The organism is Dictyoglomus sp. NZ13-RE01, assembly GCA_002878375.1.
GTDB lineage: Bacteria > Dictyoglomota > Dictyoglomia > Dictyoglomales > Dictyoglomaceae > NZ13-RE01.
On sequence record NIRF01000006.1, the window covers coordinates 1 to 22,695 of the forward strand.

Below are 22,695 nucleotides of genomic sequence, written 5' to 3' on the forward strand. Positions count from 1 at the left end.
TGCCACCGTTATCAGGGCAAAGGGTATCGGAGCAATGGTGATCTCCCGTACCCGAAAAGAGAGAGGCGATGTTGCCTAATAAAGGTGGTACCGCGAGAGAGAAGCCCTCTCGTCCTTTTTGGATGAGAGGGCTTTTTTTTTTTAAGGAGGTGTTGGTCTTGATAAATTTTGAATTACCAAAGGATTTTGAAGAATATGATTATTTTCCCTACATTGTTGAGCTTCCAGGAGACTGGGAAACACCTGGAAGCCTAATATCAAAAGTTAAAGATGAAGATTACTTTTTCCTTCTGGAGAGTGCAGAGGGAGGAGAAAAAATAGGAAGGTATTCCTTTCTAAGCTGGAAGCCTAAGGAGGTTTTTAGCTTCCCGCCTTATTATCAAGGGGATATTTTAAGGGAACTTTCTATGAAATTCCCTGTGCAAAAAATATATAATGCTAACAATTTACCAAGATTTGTAGGAGGACTTGTAGGCTTCTTTGGATACGATATGGTTAGACAATGGGAAAAATTACCAGATATAAAAGAGGATAACATTAAATTTCCATGGGCAAGTTTCCAACTTACTGATTTCTTGGTAGTTTTTGATCATCTAAAAAGGAAAATAAGCATTATAACTCTTATATCAAAGGAAGAAATAAAGAGGGATTATAAACTTTCTTTAGATTTGGCAAAAGAAAAAACTAATGAGGTAATAAAGGTGTTAAATTCAGTTCCAAAAAGATTTGAACCTTCCAACATAAATCCAGTATTAGAGCATGAAACGGAAGAGGAAGAATATAAAAATATGGTAAGAAAAGCCCTTGAATATATAAGAGATGGAGAGATTTTTCAAGTGGTTTTGTCCCAAAGATTTCATACCGTTTACTCCTTAGATCCATACTTACTATATAGAGCTCTAAGATTCATTAATCCTTCTCCCTATATGTTCTTCTTACGCTTTAAAGATATGTATCTCATTGGTGCATCACCTGAAGCTTTGGTAAGAGTGGAAAATGGCAAGGCAGAAGTTAGACCTATTGCAGGAACACGCCCCAGAGGAAAAAACGAATTAGAAGATAAAGCTTTAGAGGAGGAATTACTAAATAATGAAAAAGAAAGGGCGGAGCATATAATGCTCCTTGATCTTGGAAGAAATGATTTGGGAAGAATAGCTGAGATTGGTAGTGTTAAGGTAGAAAAACTCATGACAATTGAAAGATATTCCCATGTAATGCATATGGTTAGTTCAGTTATATGTAAGGTTAAGGAGAATACTCACCCTTTGGAGGTTTTAAGAGCATGTTTCCCAGCAGGTACCGTTTCTGGAGCTCCTAAGGTAAGAGCCATGGAGATCATTGAAGAATTAGAAAAGTACAAAAGAGGACCTTATGCAGGTGGTGTGGGTTACCTATCATTAAATGGAAATTTAGATACTTGTATTGTTATTAGATCCTTCTTTTTAAAGGGAAGGGATTTATACATCCAAGCAGGTGCTGGCATAGTTTACGATTCGGATCCAAAAAAAGAGTATGAGGAGTGTATAAATAAATCGAAAGCTTTATTTGAGGCTGTAAAAATTTCGGGGGGATTAGACTATGCTTTTATTAATAGATAATTACGATTCCTTTACTTATAATCTTTACCAATTTTTATCAGAATTTGTACCCGTCGTAGTTTACAGAAATGACCAAATAACCATAGAAGATATAGAAGAGATGAAACCAGAAGGTATTGTAATATCTCCTGGTCCCTCAGTACCAGAAAGAGCTGGAATAAGTGTTCCAGTAATAAAACATTTCAAAGATAGGTTACCTATTCTTGGAGTATGCTTAGGTCATCAAGCTTTAGCATATGCCTTTGGGACAAAGATTATAAAAACAACTCCCATGCATGGAAAAGTATCTGAGATCTACCATATACCTCATCCTTTATTTGATAATGTAGAAAATCCATTCATTGCAACTAGATATCACTCACTTGTAGCAGATTATTACTCTCTATCGGAAAAACTCAAAATAATTGCTTGGACAAAGGACAAAATTATTATGGGACTCCAATATGAAGATTATCCTGTTTTTGGAGTTCAATTCCATCCAGAATCTGCCTTTACTCCAAAAGGAAAAGAAATATTAAAAAATTTTCTTAAGATAGGGGGTTTAATAAAATGATAAGAGAGATAATTAAAAAACTATCTTTCGGAAATAATTTAACCTTTGAAGAATCACAAAAAATAGTAGAAAGTATTGAAAAAGATGAAATAACTGAAGCTCAACTTGGAGGCATATTAGTATCCCTTAGGACAAAGGGCGAGACTCCCGAAGAATTAGCAGGATTCATAAGTGCTCTCCATAGTAGAGCAAAGAGGGTTCCCAATAAATCTCCTGCCATTGATGTGTGCGGTACAGGAGGAGATCACTCAAACACCTTTAATATTTCCACCGGTGTAGCTATAGTCCTTGCAAGTATGGGTATTCCTGTTGCAAAACATGGAAATAGGGCAGCCTCCAGTAAATCTGGAAGCATAGATGTGGTGGAGGCTCTAAATCTAAAATTTCACTCAGAACCAGAAAAGACTGCAGAAGAAATTGACAGCAAAGGAATTAGCTTTATATTCGCTCCCTACTACCATCCAGTGGTAGGAAAGGCAGGAAAAGTAAGAAAAGAATTGGGGATAGGTACAATCTTCAATCTTTCCGGTCCAATGCTAAATCCTGCAAATCTAAAAGCACAGATATTAGGTGTTTACTCCTCAAGTGTTCTTAAAAAGTTAGCAGAATGTGCAAAGATCTTAGGAAGAGACAATATCCTTTTTTATCATGGGAAGGATGATGGTATAGATGAGATCTCCTTAAGTGGTGTAACAGAAATGGCATGGGTAAAAGGAAACAGTATTGATTACTTTACCTTCCATCCATCAGATATTGGTCTTCCCACATATCCTCCAGAAGAATTCAAAGGTGGAGATCCAAAGGAAAACGCAGAAATCCTACTAAATATATTCAAGGGGAAGGGAACCCCCGCTCAAACCGACATAATAGCTCTTAATAGTGCCTTTGGCTTATACATTTTAGGAAATGTTAAGAATGTAAGAGAGGGTTTTGATAAAATAAAAGAACATATCTTAGAAGGGAAGGTTTATAAATTTTTAGAAAGTTTGAGGGAGGCGACATAAAATGGGAATCTTAGAAGATTTAGTTGAAGAGAAAAGAAAATACTTGAAAAATAGAAGCTTTATCATTCCAAATTATCTTCCAGAAAAAGAAAAGGATAAATTTTTCAATATCTTTAATCCTTTTGGCATAAGACTAATAGCAGAAATAAAGCCCGCCTCTCCTGTTAAGGGACCACTAATGCAAAACTTTACAGTATCTGAGATGGCAGAAATATATAATGATACAGATGAGGTTTCCGCAATATCTGTTTTAACTTCCGAAAGCTTCTCTGCAACCCCAGTAAACCTACAATTAGTTAGAAGAAAAACAAAAAAGCCTATTCTACAAAAGGACTTTATAATCTCCTTATGAACAAATATATGAAGGAAGAATATTAGGGGCGGATGCTATCCTTCTAATTGCCCGAATCCTATCTGAAAAAGAATTAGAAAACCTTTATGAACTAATTAAAAAATTAGACATGGAACCTATCATAGAAATATATGATGAGAAGGATTTGAAAAAAGCCCTTAAGCTGAATCCAAGGATATTAATGATTAATAATAGAGATCTTTCCTCCTTTAAAGTAGATATCGCCAATACTTTAGATCTTATTCCTCATATACCTGAAGATATCATTGTCATAAGTGCCAGTGGAATAAAAGATGGAAAAGATGTAGAAATCTTAGCAAGAGCAGGAGTTAAAGGAATATTAGTTGGAGAAAGTATTGTAACAAGTAACAATCCAAAGGAAAAAATTAGAGAACTTCTTAGCTTTTCTATAAGTAACAATTTAACAAAAGTATTCTATGAACATAATCCAAACTTTTAAAAGCCATGTGGATTAAAATTTGTGGTATAAAGGATACTTTCTCCGCATTACATGTATTGGCAGAAGGAGGATCTGCTATAGGCTTAATTTTTGTGCCAAATACAAAAAGATATATAAATATAGAGACTGCAAGGAAAATTCTCTCCCATATGGGTAAAAACTCACTATTAAAGATTGGAGTTTTTCAAAATCAAAGTAAGGAAGAGGTAAAAAAAGTTTTAGAGGAAGTTCCAATAAATGGTCTGCAATTCCATGGAGAAGAAAGTCCAGAGTACTTAAAAGAGTTTAGTTCCCTATTTCTTATAAAAGCATTTAGCATAAAGGATGATACAAATTTAGACCAATTAAAAAGGGAGATTGAAAAATACTCTTTTTGCCATATTCTTTTAGATAGAACAAAAACCGAGCCTAAGATCTCTTGGGAGAAATTTTTAAATATAGCTTACACTATCTCAAAAGAGTACAAAGTAATTATTGCTGGTGGGATAAACGAAGAAAACATAGTAGAAGTATTAGAGATCCATCCATGGGGAATCGACCTTTCCAGTGGTGTGGAGAATGAAAACTTTGAGAAAGACCTAAATAAAATATCAAACTTATTAAGGAAGGTGAAATATTATGAGTCTACCAGATGAAAGGGGATATTTTGGAGAATTTGGAGGAAGATTTATACCTGAAACCTTGATGGAGCCCATTTTACAGTTAGAGTCTGCCTATAAAAAGATTGAAAAGGATGAAAAATTTTGGTCCGAGTATAGAAAATATTTAAAGGAGTATGTGGGAAGACCTACTCCTCTTTATTTTGCAGAAAATTTCTCCTCCTTAGTAAAGGCAAAAGTATATCTAAAAAGAGAAGATCTATGCCATACAGGAGCCCATAAAATAAACAATGCTATTGGTCAAGCTCTTCTTGCAAAGTATTTAGGGAAAAAGAGAATAATAGCAGAAACAGGTGCAGGACAACATGGTGTTGCTGTAGCTACTGTATGTGCTCTTTTTGGTCTTAAATGCACCATCTATATGGGTGAGGAAGACTGTAATAGACAAAAAATGAATGTGCTTAGAATGAAACTTCTTGGGGCTGAAGTTGTTCCTGTAAAAACTGGATCAAGAACCTTAAGATCCGCTATAGACTCTGCCCTTAGAGATTGGGTTAGTCATCCTGATGATAGTTATTATCTTTTGGGGTCTGTTGTTGGTCCTCATCCCTATCCTAAAATTGTTAGAGACTTTCAAAAAGTTATTGGTGAAGAGGCAAAAGAACAAATATTAGAAAAAGAAAATAGACTTCCTGATTATTTGATAGCCTGTGTTGGGGGAGGAAGCAATTCCATAGGGCTTTTTTATCCCTTTTTAGAAGATAATGTGAAGATCATAGGAGTAGAAGGAGGAGGAAAAGGACTCAAATCCCAAAAACACTCTGCAAGTATATCTGCAGGAAAAATTGGCGTAATTCATGGTGCTAAAACCTATTTATTATATGATGAAAATGGAAACATATTAGAAACTCACTCTATTTCAGCAGGCTTAGATTATCCAGGGGTTGGTCCAGAACATAGTTATTTGGCAAAAACAGGAAGGGTAAAATATGTATATGCAGAAGATGAAAGCGCTCTTAAAGGCTTCCTAACTTTGACAAAGTTAGAGGGTATAATTCCAGCCTTAGAGAGTGCTCATGCCATTGGATATCCATTGGATCATAGAGATGAACTTCCTGAAAAAGAGCCAATTATTATTATAAATCTCTCGGGAAGAGGAGATAAAGATTTAGATATAATTTATAAAGTAATGGGGGAGAAAAATGATGAACTTGACTAAATTTCAAGAGAAAAATTTAGTATTTATACCATTTTTTGTGTCAGGTTTTCCTTCCTATGATTACTTAGAAAAACTGATTAAGAGAAACAAAAAATACATAGACATATTAGAGCTGGGAATTCCCTTTTCCGATCCCGTTGCGGATGGACCAGTTTTAGAAGAGGTGAACTATGAGGCAATTAAAAGGGGAGTAACCCTTGAAAAAACTCTCGATTGGTTAAGTAAAAATAAGATACCTCAAGAAATTCCTATAGTATTTCTCCTCTATTTAAACACCATATATGATGACTTAGAGAAAAAATTAAAAGATATTAAGGAGGTAGGAATAAAGGGATTAGTTATTCCAGATCTTCCCTTAGAAGAAGCAGAAAATCTAATGCCAATCTTTAAAAAATATCAATTAGATCTGGTTCTATTTCTTTCACCTACTACAAGAGTAGAAAGAAGAAAAAAGATCTTAGAGCTTGCGGAGAGCTTTATATATTGTATCTCAGTGAAAGGGGTTACAGGAGAAAGAGATACTCTTCCTGAGGAGGGATTGAAATTTGTAAAAGAGGTCAGAAAAGAAACAGAAAAGCCTTTGGTTTGGGGATTTGGTGTAAACAAAAAGGAGCACATTGAGTCTTTAAAGGGACTTGTAAATGGGGTAATTGTGGGAAGTGCATTTGCAAAAAGGATGTTAGAAGGAAAAGATATAGAAGATTATCTAAAGGAGCTATCTATAGTATCTTGGGTCTAAAACGTCCCTTAAGGCATCCCCAAATAGATTGAAAGCAAGCACTAATGCCATTATTGCAAACCCTGGGAAGAATACAGTCCAGGGAGCATATCTTAGATATTGCCTCGATTCACTTAACATGGCTCCCCATTCTGGAGTTGGAGGTTGAGCACCAAGTCCCAAAAAGCTTAGTCCTGCCGCCTCTAAGATAGCAGAAGCAATGCCTAAGGTTGCCTGTACGATAATGGGAGCTAAACAGTTAGGTAGTATATGCCTAAATAATATCCTTATGGGTTTTAAACCTAAAGCTTTTGCTGCATCTACAAAATCTTTATTCTTAATGGACAATATTGTCGCTCTTACTATTCTTGTATAATTAGGGATAGAGACAATTCCCACTGCTATCATGGCATTTGTTAGCTTTGGTCCTAAAATTGCCATTATACCTATAGCCAATAAAACAGCAGGAAATGCAAGCATTATATCAATAAGTCTCATAACTAAAATATCCCACCATCCCCCAATATACCCTGCAGATGCACCTAAAAGTGTTCCTACTACTAAGGCTAAGGATACAGATATAAAACCAATGGTGAGAGAAATACGAGTACCATATATGATTCTACTAAATATGTCTCTTCCAGCATAATCTGTACCAAAGGGATGTTTCAAGGAAGGTGGCATTAATCTTTCCTCAAGATTCTGGGCTAAAGGATCATAGTGAGATATATATTCTGCAAAAATAGCGCAAAAAATAAATACTAATAAGAGTATACCGCCAACAATTCCTGTCTTATGTCTTTTAAACCTTAATAAAGCTCTTCTCCATAAAGTTTGAGAGTATCTCTTCTCAGTCATATCTAATCCTCGGATCAATAAAAGCATATAATATATCGACAACAAGATTGATAAATACAAAAACAGTAGCAGAGAGCAAAATACACCCCTGAACTAAGGGGTAATCCCTTGCCATTATTGCATCATAAACCAGTCTACCAATTCCAGGCCAAGAAAAAATAGTCTCTGTCATAACTGCGCCTCCTAACAAAAATCCAAATTCCAACCCTATCACTGTTATAACAGGAATAAGAGCATTTCTTAATGCAGAACGAAATATAATTCGTCTTTTAGGTAGTCCTTTTGCCTTCGCTGATAATATGTATTCTTGACTCAATACTTCCAACATGCTTGATCTTGTCATCCTTGCTATGGTAGCCATAGGAACTGTAGATAATGCAAGTCCTGGCAAGATTAAATGATAAATAGAATTGATAAATCCTTGAAAATTCCCAGTAAGGATACTATCTAATATATAAAAATTTGTAATGGTCTTCAAATCTATTGTAACATCTAATCTACCCGATGGAGGAAACCAACCTAAAAGAAGAGCACCTCCCCATATTAACATAAGCCCTAACCAAAATATAGGCATAGAAACTCCAGCAAGAGCAAAGACCATAACAATTGTATCAATAAAGGAGCCTTGATAAACTGCTGCTAAAATCCCAGATAAAATCCCAACAGTACTTGCAAGGATTATAGCAAATAAGCTTAACTCAATGGTAGCAGGAAATCTATTCATGACTTCTTTAAAAACAGATTCTCTTGTGAATATGGATCTTCCCAAATCTCCTCTTAAGGCTTTAAATAAGAAGATAACATACTGGGTTAAAAGAGGTTTGTTTAGACCAAGCTCCTCTCTTAACCTTTCCAGCTGATCCGCCGTTGCCCTTTCTCCCAAGATAATGCGAGCTGGATCCCCAGGAATTAATCTAACTAATATGAAGGAGAAAAAGGAAACCCCCAAAAGTATAGGTATTACTAATAAAATTCTTCGTATTATATATCTTTTCATAAATTTTTATGAGACCCCCAAGGAGAATCTCCTTGGGGGTAATTTACTTCATCACTCCTTCCAAACTTTATATAATGGCTCGCTTCCAGTTGGGTGAGGAATATAGTTATGCACAGTCTTTTTGGCAACTACTGGAGGCGTTGTATGAGCTATTATAACCCATGGAGCATCCCTATGAACAATTTCGCAAGCTTTCTCATAAAGTTTTGTTCTCTCCTTTTTATCTGTAATAGTTTGAGCTTTAACTAAGATCTCGTGAAGCTCATCGGACCTATAAAATGCAATATTCCCAGCACTTCCCTTTACTGCATTATCCTTATCTAATAATACATAGAAGAAGTTGTCTGGATCTCCATTATCTCCTGTCCATCCTAAGAATGCCATGTCATGCTCACCATTTTCTGTTTTCTGTAAATATGTTCCCCAATCAAAAGTAACAATCTCTGCATCAATTCCTACAGCCTTTAGATAACCTTGGACTGCCTCTGCCAGCTTCCTTGGTTGTGGATTATAGGGACGAGGAACTGGCATTGCCCATAATGTAGTCTTAAAACCATTTGGATATCCTGCCTCTTTCAATAATTCTTTAGCTTTTGCAGGATCATATGGATAATCCTCTATTTTATCATTATATCCCCAGAGAGAAGGAGGAATAGGATTTTTTGCAACCATAGCAAGACCTTTTCCAAAGAAGGCTTCAACCAATGTCTTCTTATTTATGGCATAATTAATGGCAAGTCTTACTCTTACATCATCAAAGGGCTTCTTATCCATATTCATAGCTAAGTATCCTACATTCAAACTTGGTCTCAATATAACCTGTAAATTAGGATTTTGTCTTGCCTTCTCCACATCTTCTGGATTTACTCCATCCATAATGTCTATAGTACCTGCCTCCAATTCCATAAATCTTGCGGAATTGTCTGGAATTGATCTAAAGATTATTCTGTCGAGATAAGGGGCACCATCCCAATAATTTTTATTTGCCTCCAAAACTATTTTGTCACCCTTTGTCCAAGATACAAACTTAAAAGCACCTGTACCTACAGGATTCTTAAAGAAATCCTCACCATATTTCTTTATAGCTGTTGGACTTGCAATTGCAAAACAAGGCATTGCAAGATTAGAAAGGAATGGAGCAAGAGGTCTTTCCAAAGTAAATCTAATAGTGTATTTATCAACAACTGTTACTGATTTTACTACTCCTGGGAAGCCACCAAACATATATCCCCAGTACTCAAATTCTCCTCCTACATGATAGGGATTTTTCTCATCCATCCATCTATCAAAATTAAATTTTACAGCCTCTGCATCAAAATCTGTCCCATCATGAAATTTTACATTTTTCCTTAATCTAAAGGTCCAAACCTTACCATCCTTGGATACTGTCCAAGAAGTTGCCAGGTTTGGAACGACCTCTGTATTATTGGGCTTATATTTCACTAATGTATCAAAGATTTGGTGGGTCACCCTTAAAGATTCTCCATCGGTTACATTTATAGGATCAAGCTTAACTGAGTCGCCACCCCTACCAAAGACTAAAGTACCACCTCTCTTAGGAACAGCGGAGTTTCCCAAGGAAATCAATAGAAAAATCATCATTAAAAAGACTAAAATCTTCCTCATGGAGAAAAACCTCCTTGACTAAAGTTTTGGAAAAAGGGTTCTTCCCCCTAATCCCCGCTGTGAAGCATCATTGCTTCAGGTTAACATTGAATATATAAAATAAAAATTAGTTTGTCAAACAAATTTTATTGATATATTCGATCCTACTCTCCACCTGTTTAATTGTATTCTCAATGCTTCCTGAGTTGTCAATTACAAAGTGAGCTCTTTTAATCTTTTCTTCAATAGGGAGTTGAGCCTTTATTCTACTCATGGCGGATTCGTAGGACAAATTATCTCTCTCAATAAGTCTTTCTATCTGTTTTTCTATAGGTGCATATACCACCCATATCTCATCAAACCAGTCTGAAATTCCTACTTCAAAGAGAAGAGGAATTTCGAGAGCCAAAATACCTTTTTCTTTTTTCCTTCCTTCTATCTCTCTCCTCATTATTTCTAATACTGCAGGATGTACTATACTATTAATTTTCTTTCTATTCTCCTCTGATGAAAACACTAACTCTCCTAATTTTTTTCTATTTAACTTTTCTCCATCAAAAACTTCATCTCCAAAAGCCTCCCTAATTTTCTTTAAATAATATGGATCTTGATAAAGATTATGCACGATCTCATCTGCACTAATTACTTCTATACCTAATCTTCTTAAAATGTTACTTACAAGAGTTTTACCTGTAGCTATTCCTCCCGTTATACCTAAAACAAACATATCACTTTAGCTCCGCCCAATTTTTCCCAATAGAGATATCTACTTTAAGGGGAACAGATAATTTTATTACATTCTCCATTTTTTCTTTTGCCATTCCTCCTACGTATTCAACCTCCTCTTCTGGACATTCCAAGATTAGCTCATCATGAATCTGTAGTATTATTCTTGATCTTAAATTTCTTTCCTCTATCTCTTTATAGATTTCTATCATGCTTAACTTAATAATATCTGCACAAGTTCCCTGTATAGGAGAGTTTATTGCAATTCTTTCAGAAAGCTGTCTTAATTGTTTATTTGCACTATTTATTTCAGGAATATATCTTTTCCTCCCAAATAGTGTTTTCACATAGCCTTTTTCTCGAGCAATATTCAAACTTTCTTGAATATACTTGTAAACATTAGGATAATGCTCAAAGTATTTATTTATAAATCTCTCACACTCTTCTACAGGAAGTCCCGTAGTCTCAGAAAGCCCCTTTGGAGTTATCCCATAAATAATGCCAAAATTTACTGCTTTTGCCTTTGATCGCAAAGTATCATCTACCATATCTTCAGGTATATTAAAGATCTCACTGGCTGTCTTCCTATGTATATCTTTATTTTCTAAAAAAGCGGAAATTAGCTTTTCTTCCTGGGATAAATGAGCCAAAATTCTTAGCTCAATTTGGGAATAATCCAAAGAGATAAAGTAATAACCATCTTCTGGAATAAAGGCTCTTCTTATCTTCTTTCCTTCCTCACTTCTTATAGGTATATTTTGCAAGTTAGGTTCACTACTACTTAATCTTCCTGTTGATGTGCCTGTGGGGTTAAAACTGCTATGAAGCCTTTTCGTATGTGGATTTATAAGCTCAGGTATAGAATCCACATATGTACTTTTTAATTTATAAAACTCTCTATATTCAAGTATTTTATCAATGATGGGATGGACATTCCTAAGCTCCTGCAGAGCGTCCTGAGATGTGGAATATCCAGTTTTCCCTTTCTTCTTTGCTGGTAGCTTCAACCTTTCATATAAAACCTCTGAAAGCTGTTTAGGAGAGTTTAGATTAAATCTGGTCCCTGCCATGTCGTATATCTCTTCTTCTAATTTCTTAATCCTCTCCTCCCATTCCCTTGATAGACTTTGTATATATGTCAAATCTACTTTTATACCAGTTTTTTCCATGCTACTCAGTACAGGTATTAAAGGTATCTCTATATAAAAGAAGACCTTATCAAGCTCCTCTTGAATTAATCGCTTTTCTAAGATATCTTTCAAAGATATAAGATAGCCTGCCTGAACCTGTGGAGGAGATTTTGTATCTCCAAAATACTCTCCTATAAGGATAGGGAGTGAATGATTTTGTCTCTCAGGATTTAGTAAGTAAGAGGCAATACTTACATCAAAAACCTCTCCTTTTATTTTTGATGGAAATAATACCAAGTCCTTTTGTATATAAGAACCTATTTTTTTTATTCTTTCATCTTGAAATATCTTATTTATATCTTCTTTATACCTTTCCAAGTCAAGAGTATTTAAATAAAATCCTTCCCTATCCTTTATCGAGAAGGATAATCCCTCAATATTTTTCTCTCCACAAAACTTAAAAGCAAAAACCCCCTCCCTCAAAGAAACTTCATAAATGTTTTCAGGAGGAGAGGCTAAAATGATCTGTGTAGTAGTCTTAATTTCAGGGAATATCTTTGATATTAGACTTCTCATTTCAAATCTTTCCAAGAAATTTAAAACTTCCTCTTTTTTAAGATCCTCCTTATCAAAAGGTCTTAAAACAATCTTCTTAGGAATGATCTGTAAAGTTACTAAGTTGAAATTCCTCTCTATGACGTTCCAATTCTCTTCTATAGCCTTTTTAGTGCCTTCATCCAATTCTTTAAGCTTTACCTTCAAAGTATCCTTTGATGATACTTTTTCCAATATTTTTATAGCCTTCTTAGGACCTATTCCAGGTACTCCTGGAATATTATCAGAGTTATCCCCCACAAGAACTTTATACAAAGGAATTTTGGAAGGATGAACCCCAAATCTCTCTTTAACCTTATCTATATCGTAAATAATGAACTCAGTGATTCCTTTTTGGGGATGAATTAGAAAGCAATTTTCAGAGACTAATTGGAGAAGATCTAAATCTCCTGATATTATGTATACCTTTTTGTCCTTATTTTGATAAACCAAAGTGGCAATTAAATCATCAGCTTCAAATCCAGGTTCTTCTATTATAGGAATATTAACAAGTCTTAAAAATTCCCTAATCCATGGAATTTGCCTTTTTAAATCATCCCCTATAGCAGGTCTCTGTGCCTTGTATTCTTTATAAATCCTGTGTCTAAAAGTGGGCTGAGGTAGATCAAAGGCGGAAACAATATAGTCAGGTTTAAAATAGTCAATAGCATTGAGAAGAATTCGAATAAAGCCATAAAGAGCATTAGTCATCTCTCCATTTTTTGTTTTTAGAGAAGGAAGAGCATAATATACCCTATAAATTATGCTGGATGCATCAATGGCAAGAATCTTCTCTTCCTTCTTCTCCTCAATTAATTCCCAAAGACTTTTCTGCTCCATAAATTTATTGATGTCCAAACTTTTTAGGAATTATCATATTATTGTAATTTTACATCTTAACAAAAAATATTTTCAAGTTTAAAATTATTACTATGGACGTGGGGAAAAAGATTAAAAAATTACGAAAAGAAAGGAGAATGACCTTAGAAGAACTCTCCAAAAAGACAGGTCTTTCTCTATCCTATTTATCACTAATAGAAAGAGGGCTGAAAAATCCATCCTTAAAAGCTCTTCAGAAAATTGCAGATAGTTTTGGAATAAGCCCTGTCCTTTTATTCTCATCAGAGGATTTTCATATGACCTTGGAATCCTTTTTGAGGAATAATACAAGACTTAATGAGGAAGAAATAAAAATGGTAATACAGATTATAGAGTCTTTAGAAAAGAGTAAAGATACTTCAAAATCTGAGAAATAATTGGGGTGGAAAAATGAGGAAAAAATACTTATTGATTTTCTCCTTAATTCTATGTTTAATAATCTTTCCTCTTTTCGCCCAAACAAAGCCTGATCCATGGAAAGTCCTATTAAACAATGAATGGGATTTAGCCAAGAATATTTTTCTTTCCCAAGAAGATTATCTCTCTCATATTGGTCTATCAATAATGGAGATTTTAGAGGATAATCCCCAAAATTCTTGGGATCATTGGGAAAGAGCAATAAATCTAAACCCAATATCCTTCTGGCACAATATCATAGGACTTTTAGGGAAAGACTACTGGCAAGATTTAGGGAAAACTTCTTACTTTGCAAAGCTTTTAGGTGAGTTTAGGGAAAGGGCAGACTATTTGGATTTTCTTTATTGGAAAGGTTTAAACAGTATATGGGATATAGAAAGATTACATGATTTTATAAAAGAGAAGGGCATCATAAGTGACTGGATGATAATTGGTCCCTTTGATAATGTTGGCAATTCTGGATTTTATAAGGAATATCCTCCAGAAAAAGAAATAAATTTTGAAAAGAGCTATATAGGTAAGGGGGGAATAGAAGTAAAGTGGTTTAGTCCCAAATTTTCCCCCAAAAATGGATATGTTAACCTATATAATCTTTTTTATCATACAGAGTGGAGTGTTGCTTATGCTCTAAATTATATCTATATACCTAAAAACTTAGAGGTTTTAATCAATATAGGCAGTTCTGATAGTATAAGCTTATGGATTGATGACTATCCTTGCCTTAGAGAGGACGCAAAAAGAAGCTCCTTTTTTGGTCAAAATATTTTAAGAGTTAAACTTTCTGAGGGATGGCACAAATTCCTTTTAAAAGTGGCAAGTTCTGATGGAGACTGGGGCTTTTTCTTTTCCCTATTAGACTCATCTAAAAAGCCTATTGATGGTATTAAAGTCTCAAAAGAACCTCAAAATTATCCGAAGAAAATTTTAGATTTTAAAGAGGAAAATCCAGAGCTTTCTTTAGCAAAGGAAATAAGCTATATGCCTGCATATTATACCTTTGCAGGATACTTTCTAACCGAGAAGGGTTTATATAGTAAAGCAGAAAATCTACTTAATATGGCATTAAAAATTATTCCAGATTCTGCAATAACAAAGTACTTCTTAGGAAGACTGTATCTAAAAATAGGAAAGGAAGAAGAGGGAAAAAGATTAATTAGTGAGGCTGTAGAAAAAATACCATTTCTTTCAGAAGCATATACTTATCTTGCTTTTTATAGCTATAGTTTTGGAAGATATGAGGAATCTATATCTTATCTAAAAAATGCTTTAAATATAAATCCTAATGCCTTCTTTGCAAGGGATATTCTCGCAAGAATTTATTTAAGCAAAAGATGGCTAAAAGAGGCAGATGAACAAATAAAATTCTTTGAGGCTAAATACAAGGACAGTCTATTAAAAGATTACCTAAGGGGAAGATGGTATGAAGCCCTGAAACAGTATAATAATGCTTTAGAAAAATATGGAAGCATAATTGAAAAAGATAAAGAATATAATGAGGGATTATATGCTTACTATTATTTAGCGAAAAATCTCGGAAAATGGGAGATATCAGAAAATATTCTCAACTTCTTAGAAGAAAAGGATCCATGGGATGTATGGGCCTATTTAGAAAAGGCGGATATACTTATAGCAAAAGATGAGAAAGAAAAAGCCCTTGAACTAATCTCCTCCTCTATAGACATTTCCCCTTATTATCCAGAACTTTACTATACTCTTGGGGATATTTTACATCTAAAAGGAGAAAAGGATAAAGCCATTGAAAATTATGAAAAGGCGTTAGACTTAGAGCCTGGATACCAAAATTTAAGGGAGTACTTATCTTATCTTAGAGAGGAGACCATTTCTCCTCCCGACATATCCTCATGCCTAAAACAGCAAATACCAATAGAATATTCAGACTTCCCCGCTGTTATCCTTTTAGATGAGCAAAGAAGAATCGTCCATAAAGATGGTTCCTGCACCAATGTTTACCATAGTATTATAAAGGTTCAAAATGATAAAGGCAAAGAAAGATATGGAGAATTTACCATAGATTATGATTCAAGTTTTGAATCTGTTAGGATATTAAGGGCAAGAACTATTAAACCGAATGGAGAGGAATTGGAAGCGGTATCTATAAAAGATTATGCAGTTTTCGAAGATTATCCTCTCTATACAGATCAAAGACAAATTGTAATATCCATGCCAGGATTAGAACCTGGAGCTATTATTGAATGCTTCTATATAGTAGAGGAATATACAAGAAGTGTATTAGGAAAGGAGTTTCAAGATGTCCACTTCTTCCAATGGCAGGACCCAATACTTCTAAGTAGATATCAACTTAAAGTACCTCAAAATATAAGCTTTAGATATAGGACATATAATGTGAATTTGGAACCTAAAATAGAGAAAGAGGGAGAGTATGTAACTTATACATGGGAATACAAAAACGTGCCTCCTTTAATTCCAGAGCCATACATGCCTTATTATGCCAATTTACTTGCTCAGCTTTGGATAACCACATACAAAGATTGGGATACATTGGCAGATTGGGTTGCTGGCATCTCCTATCCTCAAATGAGACCTAATAAGGCTATTGAGGACAAAGTAAAAGAACTTACTGAAAACAAGAAAACAAGATTAGAAAAAATAAAAGCCATTTACTATTATGTAATATCACAGATAAGATATGTGGGATTGGAGTATGGAATAAGAGGACTTCTTCCCCATCAGGCGGAAGAAATATTTAAAGTAAAGTATGGAGACTGCAAAGATAAATCGGTCCTACTTATAACTATGCTGAGGTTAGCAGGAATTGAGTCTTATTATACCCTCGTAAATACAAAGTTTTCCACATCATTAAAGAAAGAACTCCCAGGATTTCAATTTGATCATGCAATCTGTGCTGTACCTATGGGAAAAGATTTCCTCTTTTTAGACGGTACAGCAGAAGATACTCCTTTAGGAGAAGTACCCATTATGGATCAGGGATGTGATGCCATGATCATTAAAGATGATGGAAGCTATATTTTTACCACAATTCCCCAAAGCAAGCCAGAAGATAATAAGAGAGCATATAAAGTTTATTTAAATGTGGATGAAGAAGGAGTTTTAGAAGGGGATGTAGATATAGAGTATAGAGGGATTTTTGCAGTTTACACAAGATGGAACTATAAATCCTCTTCTTCCATTGAGAAGGAAGAGTCACTTATAGAAAGCTTAAATTATAAATTTCCTGGCTCATCCCTTACAAAATGGTCCATGGATAATTTAGATGACTTAGATTCATCTGTATATGTAAAACTTACCTTTAAAAACAATAAATATGTCAAAAAGGACAATATATACTTAAACCCTGTAATATTCACTCCTCTCACATCCGCAGTAGAAGTAAGCAAACCTGAAAGGAGATATCCCATTAATTACCACTATCCCTATGAAGAGAATGAAGAGGTAGAAATCAGAATAGATGAGAGTTTCTCCATTAGCTCTCTTCCTAAGGATATTTCTATAAAATCTCCTTGGGTTACTTATGAAAGAAAAGTAGAAAAAGAAGGAAACATAGTTAGAATTAAAAGGGTCTTTAGATTAGAAAAAACAGAGATTCCACTGGAAGAATATAAGTCTTATAAAGAAGTGATGGAACAGATCTTAAAATTGGACCAGGAAGTAATTATAGGAAGTAAAAGAAAATAAAAATTGAAAGGAGGTTGAATAATTGGATATTGTTGAGGTTTTAAAAAATCTGTCCTCATTAGATGGTCCTTCTGGTTATGAATTTAGAGTTACAAATTATATTAAGCAGATTGCTAACAAGCTAAACAAGGTAAAGGTTGAAGAAGATGCACAAGGAAACTTAATTGTAAATAAGGAAGGAAAAGGCAAAAAAATTGCAGTTTTTGCCCATGTAGATGAAATTGGATTTGTATTAACAAAGAAGGAAGAAGGGACCTTTTTCCGTTTTTCCACCTTTGGTGGCATAGACCCAAAAGTAGTTATCTCCCAAAGACTTAGATTTTACACAAGGAATGGAGAGATAGCCTACGGAGCTGTAGGGATGTTGGAGCCTCATCTACAGACTCCAGAAACAAGAAAACAAATTCCCACCCTTGATAGCCTCTTTATAGATATGATGGATGATGCGGACAAAGTAAATATAGGTGATATAGGCACCTTTTCCTCTGAGCCACTAATATTAAATGAGAAATACTTATCAGGTAAAGCCTTAGACAATAGAGCAAGTTGTGCAGTTCTTTTATATACATTAGAATTATTAGATGAATTTATTTCAAAGTCTGAAAGTTACTTTATATTTAATGTAAGAGAGGAAGATGGAGCCCCAGGAGTAAAGGGTCCAGCATATAGAATAAAGCCAGATCTCGCCATTGTTTTAGATGTTACCCATGGGGATGTTGCCCGTCCCGGATATCCAAAGATTGAAACAGGGAAAGGACCTGTCTTTGATATTGGTCCTGTTATCTCCCAGGAACATTTAGAAAGGTTGAAAACTTGTGCAGAAAAAATCTCTGTTAATTATCAGATAGAACCATCAGGAGCTATTAGTTATACAGATACCGATATAGTTTTGATAACAAAGGGAGGAATCCCTACAATCCTTGTTTCAATCCCTCTAAGATACATGCATACTCCTTATGAAGTTGTTCATATAAAAGATTTAGAAGAAACTGCAAGATTACTTGCCTATTTTATAGCAAGAGGAGGTGAATAAATTGTATTTAAAAGAGCTAACGGAAATTAGTGGGGTTTCTGGATACGAGAAGAAAGTAAGGGAGTTTATAAAGGAGAAGATGAAGGATAAAGTGGATGGGGTCGAGGAAGACATATTAGGAAATTTAATTTTATGGAAAAAGGGAAAAAGCGAGAAAAAGCTTATGATATGTGCCCACATGGATGAAGTGGGATTTATGGTAAGCAATATTGAAGAAGATGGAAAATTGAGCATTATACCTCTTGGTGCAGTAGATGTTAGAGCTGTTCTTGGGAAAAAAGTATTAGTAGGAGATAAAGAAATACCTGGAATTATAGGATACAAACCTGTACATCTCCAAAGGGATGATATTGAAAATGTGCCAAGCTTCAATGAAATCAAGGTTGATATTGGAGCTAATAAAAAATCTGATGCAGAGTCTAAAGTAAAAATAGGAGATTACGTGGCTTTTTCAACAAAACCTATTATTAATGGGAATTGGTTCTCTGGAAAAGCTATAGACGATAGAGGCGGATGTTCAATACTTATGGATCTAATTGATAAGAATTTAGACCTTTACTATACTACCTATTTTGTTTTCTCAGTTCAGGAAGAGATAGGGGGAAGAGGAGCAAGAATCTCTGCAGAGAGAATAAATCCTGATTATGCCTTTGTAATTGAGACTACCACATCAGGAGATAATCCAGAATTTCCAAAAGACAGAAGATCTACAGAGCTTGGAAAAGGTCCAGTAATTACTCCTGCCCATTCTGGCTATGTAAACGATGAGCGACTTTTTAACTTTGCAGTAAAAATGGCAAAAGAGCATAAAATCCCATATCAGATAAAAAGAAGAACTGTAGGGGGGACCGATGCCCGCCCTATTGCCCTTGCTTCTGGTGCACCATCCTTAGTAATATCCATTCCATCAAGATATATTCATTCTCCATTAGGAGTTATAAACCTATCCGATTACGAGAATACATTAAAACTTCTTTCTACAATCCTTGAAAAGGAGGTTGAAGAATGAAAGATTTAATAGAGAAACTTACCCAAACCTCTTCTATTAGTGGAAGAGAAGATAGAATAAGAGAAGTAATATTGGAAGAGTTAAAGGGCTTCATAGATGGTTATGAGATAGACAAATTAGGCAATTTAATAGTTTGGAAAAAGGGAGTAAGTGGAGAGAAATTGCTTCTTGATGCCCATATGGATGAGATTGGAGTAATCGCCACTTACATAGATGAAAATGGATTCATAAGGATAGAAGCTATCGGAGGAGTTTCTCCCTACAACTTATTAGGTACTACCATTCAATTTCCCAATGTATTAGGAGTTGTTGGAGTGGAGGGGGAAACCTATGATGAGCTAAGCAAAAACATGAAGGATTTAACCTTTGACAAAATTTTCGTGGATATTGGAGCAAAGGATAAAGAATCTGCAGAAAAGTTGGTTCCTCCAGGAACCTTTGGAGGATACTATGCTCCTTTCATAGATTTAGGAGATAGAATTGTATCAAAGTCCTTAGATGATAGAATAGGGTGTGCAGTAATTATAGAGGTTTTGAGGAAGGCAAAACCTTATCATGATCTTTACGCTACCTTTACAGTACAAGAGGAAATGGGGCTTGTAGGGGCAAGTACCGTAGCCTTCAATATAAAACCTGACATGGCGATTGCTGTAGATGTTACTGCCCACTCAGATACCCCAAAGGGAAATAAAAGGATGTCTCTTGTTTTAGGAAAGGGACCTGCCATCAAAATTAAAGACAGCGCATCTATTAGCCATAGAAAGGTTGTTGAAAAACTCATTAAGATTGCAGAGGAGAATAATATTCCCTATCAAAGAGAAATATTATTGAGGGGAGGAACAAATGCAGCAGTAATCCAGACAACGGGAGAAGGAATAGTTAGCGGAACCCTTTCTATTCCTACAAGATACGTACATTCTCCCCATGAAATGGCGGATATAAATGACGTAATGAATGCTGTAAAACTACTAACAATATTAGCAGAAAGCAAGGAGAATCTTTTATGAAGAAAGAAAGTGTTATAAACCATCTTAAAAGGTTATTTATAAGACAAAGTGTAACTGAAGCAACCATAATTATCACCTTATTAGGACTTTTCAGTAGATTTTTAGGATTCCTAAGGGAGATGATGATCGCAGCATTCTTTGGAGCAAAGAAATTTACCGATGCCTACGTAGTTTCCAATGCTCTCCCAAATATTTTAGCAGGGCTCGTTGCAGGAGCCCTGTCTTCTGTCTTTATTCCTCTTTATGCGGAATGGAAAGAAAAATACGGGAAAGAGGAGTCAGAAAAATTTGTATCCATTTTATTATCCACAATTTTTATTATTCTCCTCCTTGTAACAATAATTTCCTATATTTTATCTCCTATAATTATTTATATTCTTGCTCCAGGTTTTAATTTAGAGACTAAAAACCTTGCCATTAATCTTTCCTACATTATGCTTCCAGGAATAATCTTTTGGGGCACCTATGGAATTTTAACAGGACTATATAACGCACATAGAAGCTTTATAATTCCTAATTTGGCAGGTGTATTAGGAAATCTCATCTTTATTCTTTCTATTTTCGTCCTTCATAAATATCTTGGAGTCTATATCCTTGCTTGGGGAACCCTTGCAAATGTAATATTCCAATACATTCTTTTACTACCTTATCTATCGAAGATAGGTTTTTCACTTAGATGGGAAATCGATCCCAAATATCCAGGCATGAAAAAAGCCCTTATCCTCATAACTCCCATCTTTTTAGGTCAAAGCATAGGATTAATAAACATGGCTGTAGATAGAATCTTTGGCTCCTTTTTGCCTGAAGGAGGAATATCCGCTCTAAATTATGCAAGCAGGCTTTATCAACTTCCTTTCAATCTCTTTATAAATGCTCTTGCCACAGCAATGTATACTGAGTTTGCCTTCTCCGCCCAAAACGAAAATTTGGATTTATTAAAAACATCCATGGAAAAGAGTATAAGGGCAGTACTTTTCCTCATTATTCCAGCAACCTTTGGTTTCATCTTTCTTGGTAAGCCTATTGTAGAGCTTGCTTTCCAAAGAGGACTCTTTGATGCATATGCTACGAAAAGAACTTCAGAATCACTAATATTTTATTCCTTAGGTCTTCCTTTTATGTCAATAAACACAATAATTGTGAGAGTTTTCTTCTCTCTTCATGATACTAAAACTCCTGTAGTAAATTCTGTTATTGCACTTATATCGAATATAATTTTAAACACATTATTTATAAAGCCTTTAGCTCATATGGGTCTTGCCCTTGCAACATCCTGTGCATCTATAATATCTACACTTCTACTAATAAATTCCATAAAACAAAAAATTTCTGATCCCTTTGGTAAAGATCTAAAAGAAAAAATCAAGCTCTTCACCATCTGGGGAATATTTATAAGCATCTTGGCACTCTTTATTTATAAAGGGCTTTATTTGATTCTTCCTAAGAATCAGATTGGGCTTGCTATTTCCCTGCTTTCTGCTGTTGGTTTTTCCGCATTAATATACTTTATCTTAGGTTTGAAATATCAAATAGAAGAGTCTAAAAAGATCTTCTCAATTATAAAGAAGAATTTAAATTATTTGTCCCAATTAATAGGATTTAAAATATAAACTTGATGGGTAAAGATATAATAACTAAGCTAAGAGAAATAGAAGAAAAAGCAAAACCATTGGTAGATGAGAGAATAGCTCAATTTAAAAAGTTGGGAGAATTTGGTACAGAGGAGGAGCTATTTTCTGAGCTAAGCTTTTGTGTACTGACAGCAAATTGGTCCGCAGGAAGAGGAATAAAAGCCCAAGAATTGCTTGGAATTAATAATTTTGTTAATCTAACTAAGGAAGAATTAGAGAAGGAACTTCTAAAAGTAGGTCATAGATTTGCAAGAGCAAGAAGTAATTTTATTGTTGAGAATAGAAAACTAATTGGTAAAATTAGGGAGATAATTTCTTTGCCTACCCATGAGGGAAGAAAATATCTGGTAAAAAATGCAAAAGGTATAGGCTGGAAAGAAGCAAGTCATTTTTTGAGAAATACAGGAAATTTACAAGTTGCCATTTTAGACAAGCATATTTTAAGAACCTTATGGGAGGAAGGATTAATACCAGAGATTCCTAAAGGATGGACAGAAAAAAGATATTTAGAGATTGAAAAAATATTTTTCGATCTATCATATAGATTTGGAAAGGAACCAGGTGAAACAGACCTTTACATTTGGTATTTAATAAAAGGTAAGGTGGAAAAATAAGGAAAGGGGGGAGCCTT

At 34.7% G+C, this 22,695-nt stretch carries 18 protein-coding genes and 1 pseudogene; 14 read left to right on the forward strand and 5 right to left on the reverse strand.

What is annotated here, in order from left to right:
• The first annotated feature begins 122 nt into the window (after nucleotides 1–122).
• The 7 genes and pseudogenes from CBR30_05435 (at nucleotide 123) to CBR30_05465 (ending at nucleotide 6,524) form a co-directional block, all read left to right on the forward strand.
• Nucleotides 123–1,598 carry an anthranilate synthase component I gene (locus tag CBR30_05435; GenBank protein ID PMQ01526.1) on the forward strand — a complete coding sequence of 492 codons (1,476 nt, stop codon included), beginning with the start codon at nucleotides 123–125 and terminating at the stop codon, nucleotides 1,596–1,598.
• Nucleotides 1,579–2,151: an aminodeoxychorismate/anthranilate synthase component II gene (locus CBR30_05440; GenBank protein ID PMQ01447.1), complete on the forward strand. Its 573-nt coding sequence runs from the start codon at nucleotides 1,579–1,581 to the stop codon at nucleotides 2,149–2,151. The genes CBR30_05435 and CBR30_05440 overlap by 20 nt, the downstream gene beginning before the upstream one ends.
• A complete protein-coding gene (trpD, locus tag CBR30_05445; protein ID PMQ01448.1) occupies nucleotides 2,148–3,155 on the forward strand; it encodes an anthranilate phosphoribosyltransferase in 1,008 nt (335 codons plus the stop codon). Before CBR30_05440 ends, trpD begins: the two co-directional genes overlap by 4 nt.
• Nucleotide 3,156: 1 nt before the next feature.
• Nucleotides 3,157–3,967, forward strand: a pseudogene (locus CBR30_05450) (indole-3-glycerol phosphate synthase).
• A gap of 5 nt (nucleotides 3,968–3,972) precedes the next feature.
• Nucleotides 3,973–4,602 carry an N-(5'-phosphoribosyl)anthranilate isomerase gene (locus CBR30_05455; protein ID PMQ01449.1) on the forward strand — a complete coding sequence of 210 codons (630 nt, stop codon included), beginning with the start codon at nucleotides 3,973–3,975 and terminating at the stop codon, nucleotides 4,600–4,602.
• The gene (gene trpB, locus CBR30_05460) at nucleotides 4,586–5,785 is read left to right on the forward strand and encodes a tryptophan synthase subunit beta (GenBank protein PMQ01450.1); all 1,200 of its coding nucleotides are present in this window, start codon (nucleotides 4,586–4,588) and stop codon (nucleotides 5,783–5,785) included. Before CBR30_05455 ends, trpB begins: the two co-directional genes overlap by 17 nt.
• The gene (locus CBR30_05465; protein ID PMQ01451.1) at nucleotides 5,769–6,524 is read left to right on the forward strand and encodes a tryptophan synthase subunit alpha; all 756 of its coding nucleotides are present in this window, start codon (nucleotides 5,769–5,771) and stop codon (nucleotides 6,522–6,524) included. The genes trpB and CBR30_05465 overlap by 17 nt, the downstream gene beginning before the upstream one ends.
• Here the strand turns inward: CBR30_05465 and CBR30_05470 are convergent.
• From CBR30_05470 to CBR30_05490, 5 genes are all read right to left on the reverse strand, one after another.
• Nucleotides 6,501–7,361: a peptide ABC transporter permease gene (locus CBR30_05470; protein ID PMQ01452.1), complete on the reverse strand. Its 861-nt coding sequence runs from the start codon at nucleotides 7,359–7,361 to the stop codon at nucleotides 6,501–6,503. The two genes, CBR30_05465 and CBR30_05470, sit on opposite strands and share 24 nt — an antisense overlap.
• Nucleotides 7,354–8,358 (reverse strand): peptide ABC transporter permease, encoded by a 1,005-nt coding sequence (locus CBR30_05475; GenBank protein ID PMQ01453.1) that lies wholly within the window; start codon nucleotides 8,356–8,358, stop codon nucleotides 7,354–7,356. Before CBR30_05475 ends, CBR30_05470 begins: the two co-directional genes overlap by 8 nt.
• A gap of 51 nt (nucleotides 8,359–8,409) precedes the next feature.
• Nucleotides 8,410–9,984, reverse strand: coding sequence for an ABC transporter substrate-binding protein (locus tag CBR30_05480; GenBank protein ID PMQ01454.1), 1,575 nt, complete (start codon nucleotides 9,982–9,984; stop codon nucleotides 8,410–8,412).
• 106 nt (nucleotides 9,985–10,090) lie between these two features.
• Nucleotides 10,091–10,690, reverse strand: a complete 600-nt coding sequence (locus CBR30_05485) for a dephospho-CoA kinase (GenBank protein ID PMQ01455.1) — start codon at nucleotides 10,688–10,690, stop codon at nucleotides 10,091–10,093.
• Between the two features lies 1 nt (nucleotide 10,691).
• Nucleotides 10,692–13,253 carry a DNA polymerase I gene (locus CBR30_05490; GenBank protein ID PMQ01456.1) on the reverse strand — a complete coding sequence of 854 codons (2,562 nt, stop codon included), beginning with the start codon at nucleotides 13,251–13,253 and terminating at the stop codon, nucleotides 10,692–10,694.
• 92 nt (nucleotides 13,254–13,345) lie between these two features.
• On the opposite strand from CBR30_05490, the gene CBR30_05495 reads away from it, so the two are divergent.
• Genes CBR30_05495 through CBR30_05525 form a run of 7 tightly spaced genes read left to right on the forward strand, consistent with a single transcriptional unit; the run spans nucleotide 13,346 to nucleotide 22,678 of the window.
• Nucleotides 13,346–13,669 (forward strand): XRE family transcriptional regulator, encoded by a 324-nt coding sequence (locus CBR30_05495; protein PMQ01457.1) that lies wholly within the window; start codon nucleotides 13,346–13,348, stop codon nucleotides 13,667–13,669.
• A 13-nt stretch (nucleotides 13,670–13,682) separates the two neighbouring features.
• Complete coding sequence (locus CBR30_05500) at nucleotides 13,683–17,384, forward strand: hypothetical protein (GenBank protein PMQ01458.1); 3,702 nt, start codon at nucleotides 13,683–13,685, stop codon at nucleotides 17,382–17,384.
• Between the two features lie 22 nt (nucleotides 17,385–17,406).
• Entirely contained in the window at nucleotides 17,407–18,417 is a 1,011-nt protein-coding gene (locus CBR30_05505) for a peptidase M42 (protein ID PMQ01459.1), read from the forward strand.
• 1 nt (nucleotide 18,418) lies between these two features.
• Nucleotides 18,419–19,426, forward strand: a complete 1,008-nt coding sequence (locus CBR30_05510; GenBank protein ID PMQ01460.1) for a peptidase M42 — start codon at nucleotides 18,419–18,421, stop codon at nucleotides 19,424–19,426.
• Entirely contained in the window at nucleotides 19,423–20,433 is a 1,011-nt protein-coding gene (locus CBR30_05515) for an aminopeptidase (GenBank protein ID PMQ01461.1), read from the forward strand. The genes CBR30_05510 and CBR30_05515 overlap by 4 nt, the downstream gene beginning before the upstream one ends.
• Nucleotides 20,430–22,043, forward strand: coding sequence for a murein biosynthesis integral membrane protein MurJ (mviN, locus tag CBR30_05520; protein PMQ01462.1), 1,614 nt, complete (start codon nucleotides 20,430–20,432; stop codon nucleotides 22,041–22,043). The genes CBR30_05515 and mviN overlap by 4 nt, the downstream gene beginning before the upstream one ends.
• A gap of 5 nt (nucleotides 22,044–22,048) precedes the next feature.
• Nucleotides 22,049–22,678: a DNA lyase gene (locus tag CBR30_05525; protein PMQ01463.1), complete on the forward strand. Its 630-nt coding sequence runs from the start codon at nucleotides 22,049–22,051 to the stop codon at nucleotides 22,676–22,678.
• The last annotated feature ends 17 nt before the right edge of the window (nucleotides 22,679–22,695 follow it).

Excerpts from the sequence above, each read along its gene's own strand:
- CBR30_05435 (PMQ01526.1), top strand. The coding sequence starts at position 123 with ATGAGAGGGCTTTTTTTTTTTAAGGAGGTGTTGGTCTTGATAAATTTT.
- CBR30_05440 (PMQ01447.1), top strand. The coding sequence starts at position 1,579 with ATGCTTTTATTAATAGATAATTACGATTCCTTTACTTATAATCTTTAC.
- trpD (PMQ01448.1), top strand. The coding sequence starts at position 2,148 with ATGATAAGAGAGATAATTAAAAAACTATCTTTCGGAAATAATTTAACC.
- CBR30_05455 (PMQ01449.1), top strand. The coding sequence starts at position 3,973 with ATGTGGATTAAAATTTGTGGTATAAAGGATACTTTCTCCGCATTACAT.
- trpB (PMQ01450.1), top strand. The coding sequence starts at position 4,586 with ATGAGTCTACCAGATGAAAGGGGATATTTTGGAGAATTTGGAGGAAGA.
- CBR30_05465 (PMQ01451.1), top strand. The coding sequence starts at position 5,769 with ATGATGAACTTGACTAAATTTCAAGAGAAAAATTTAGTATTTATACCA.
- CBR30_05470 (PMQ01452.1), bottom strand. The coding sequence starts at position 7,361 with ATGACTGAGAAGAGATACTCTCAAACTTTATGGAGAAGAGCTTTATTA.
- CBR30_05475 (PMQ01453.1), bottom strand. The coding sequence starts at position 8,358 with ATGAAAAGATATATAATACGAAGAATTTTATTAGTAATACCTATACTT.
- CBR30_05480 (PMQ01454.1), bottom strand. The coding sequence starts at position 9,984 with ATGAGGAAGATTTTAGTCTTTTTAATGATGATTTTTCTATTGATTTCC.
- CBR30_05485 (PMQ01455.1), bottom strand. The coding sequence starts at position 10,690 with ATGTTTGTTTTAGGTATAACGGGAGGAATAGCTACAGGTAAAACTCTT.
- CBR30_05490 (PMQ01456.1), bottom strand. The coding sequence starts at position 13,253 with ATGGAGCAGAAAAGTCTTTGGGAATTAATTGAGGAGAAGAAGGAAGAG.
- CBR30_05495 (PMQ01457.1), top strand. The coding sequence starts at position 13,346 with ATGGACGTGGGGAAAAAGATTAAAAAATTACGAAAAGAAAGGAGAATG.
- CBR30_05500 (PMQ01458.1), top strand. The coding sequence starts at position 13,683 with ATGAGGAAAAAATACTTATTGATTTTCTCCTTAATTCTATGTTTAATA.
- CBR30_05515 (PMQ01461.1), top strand. The coding sequence starts at position 19,423 with ATGAAAGATTTAATAGAGAAACTTACCCAAACCTCTTCTATTAGTGGA.
- mviN (PMQ01462.1), top strand. The coding sequence starts at position 20,430 with ATGAAGAAAGAAAGTGTTATAAACCATCTTAAAAGGTTATTTATAAGA.
- CBR30_05525 (PMQ01463.1), top strand. The coding sequence starts at position 22,049 with ATGGGTAAAGATATAATAACTAAGCTAAGAGAAATAGAAGAAAAAGCA.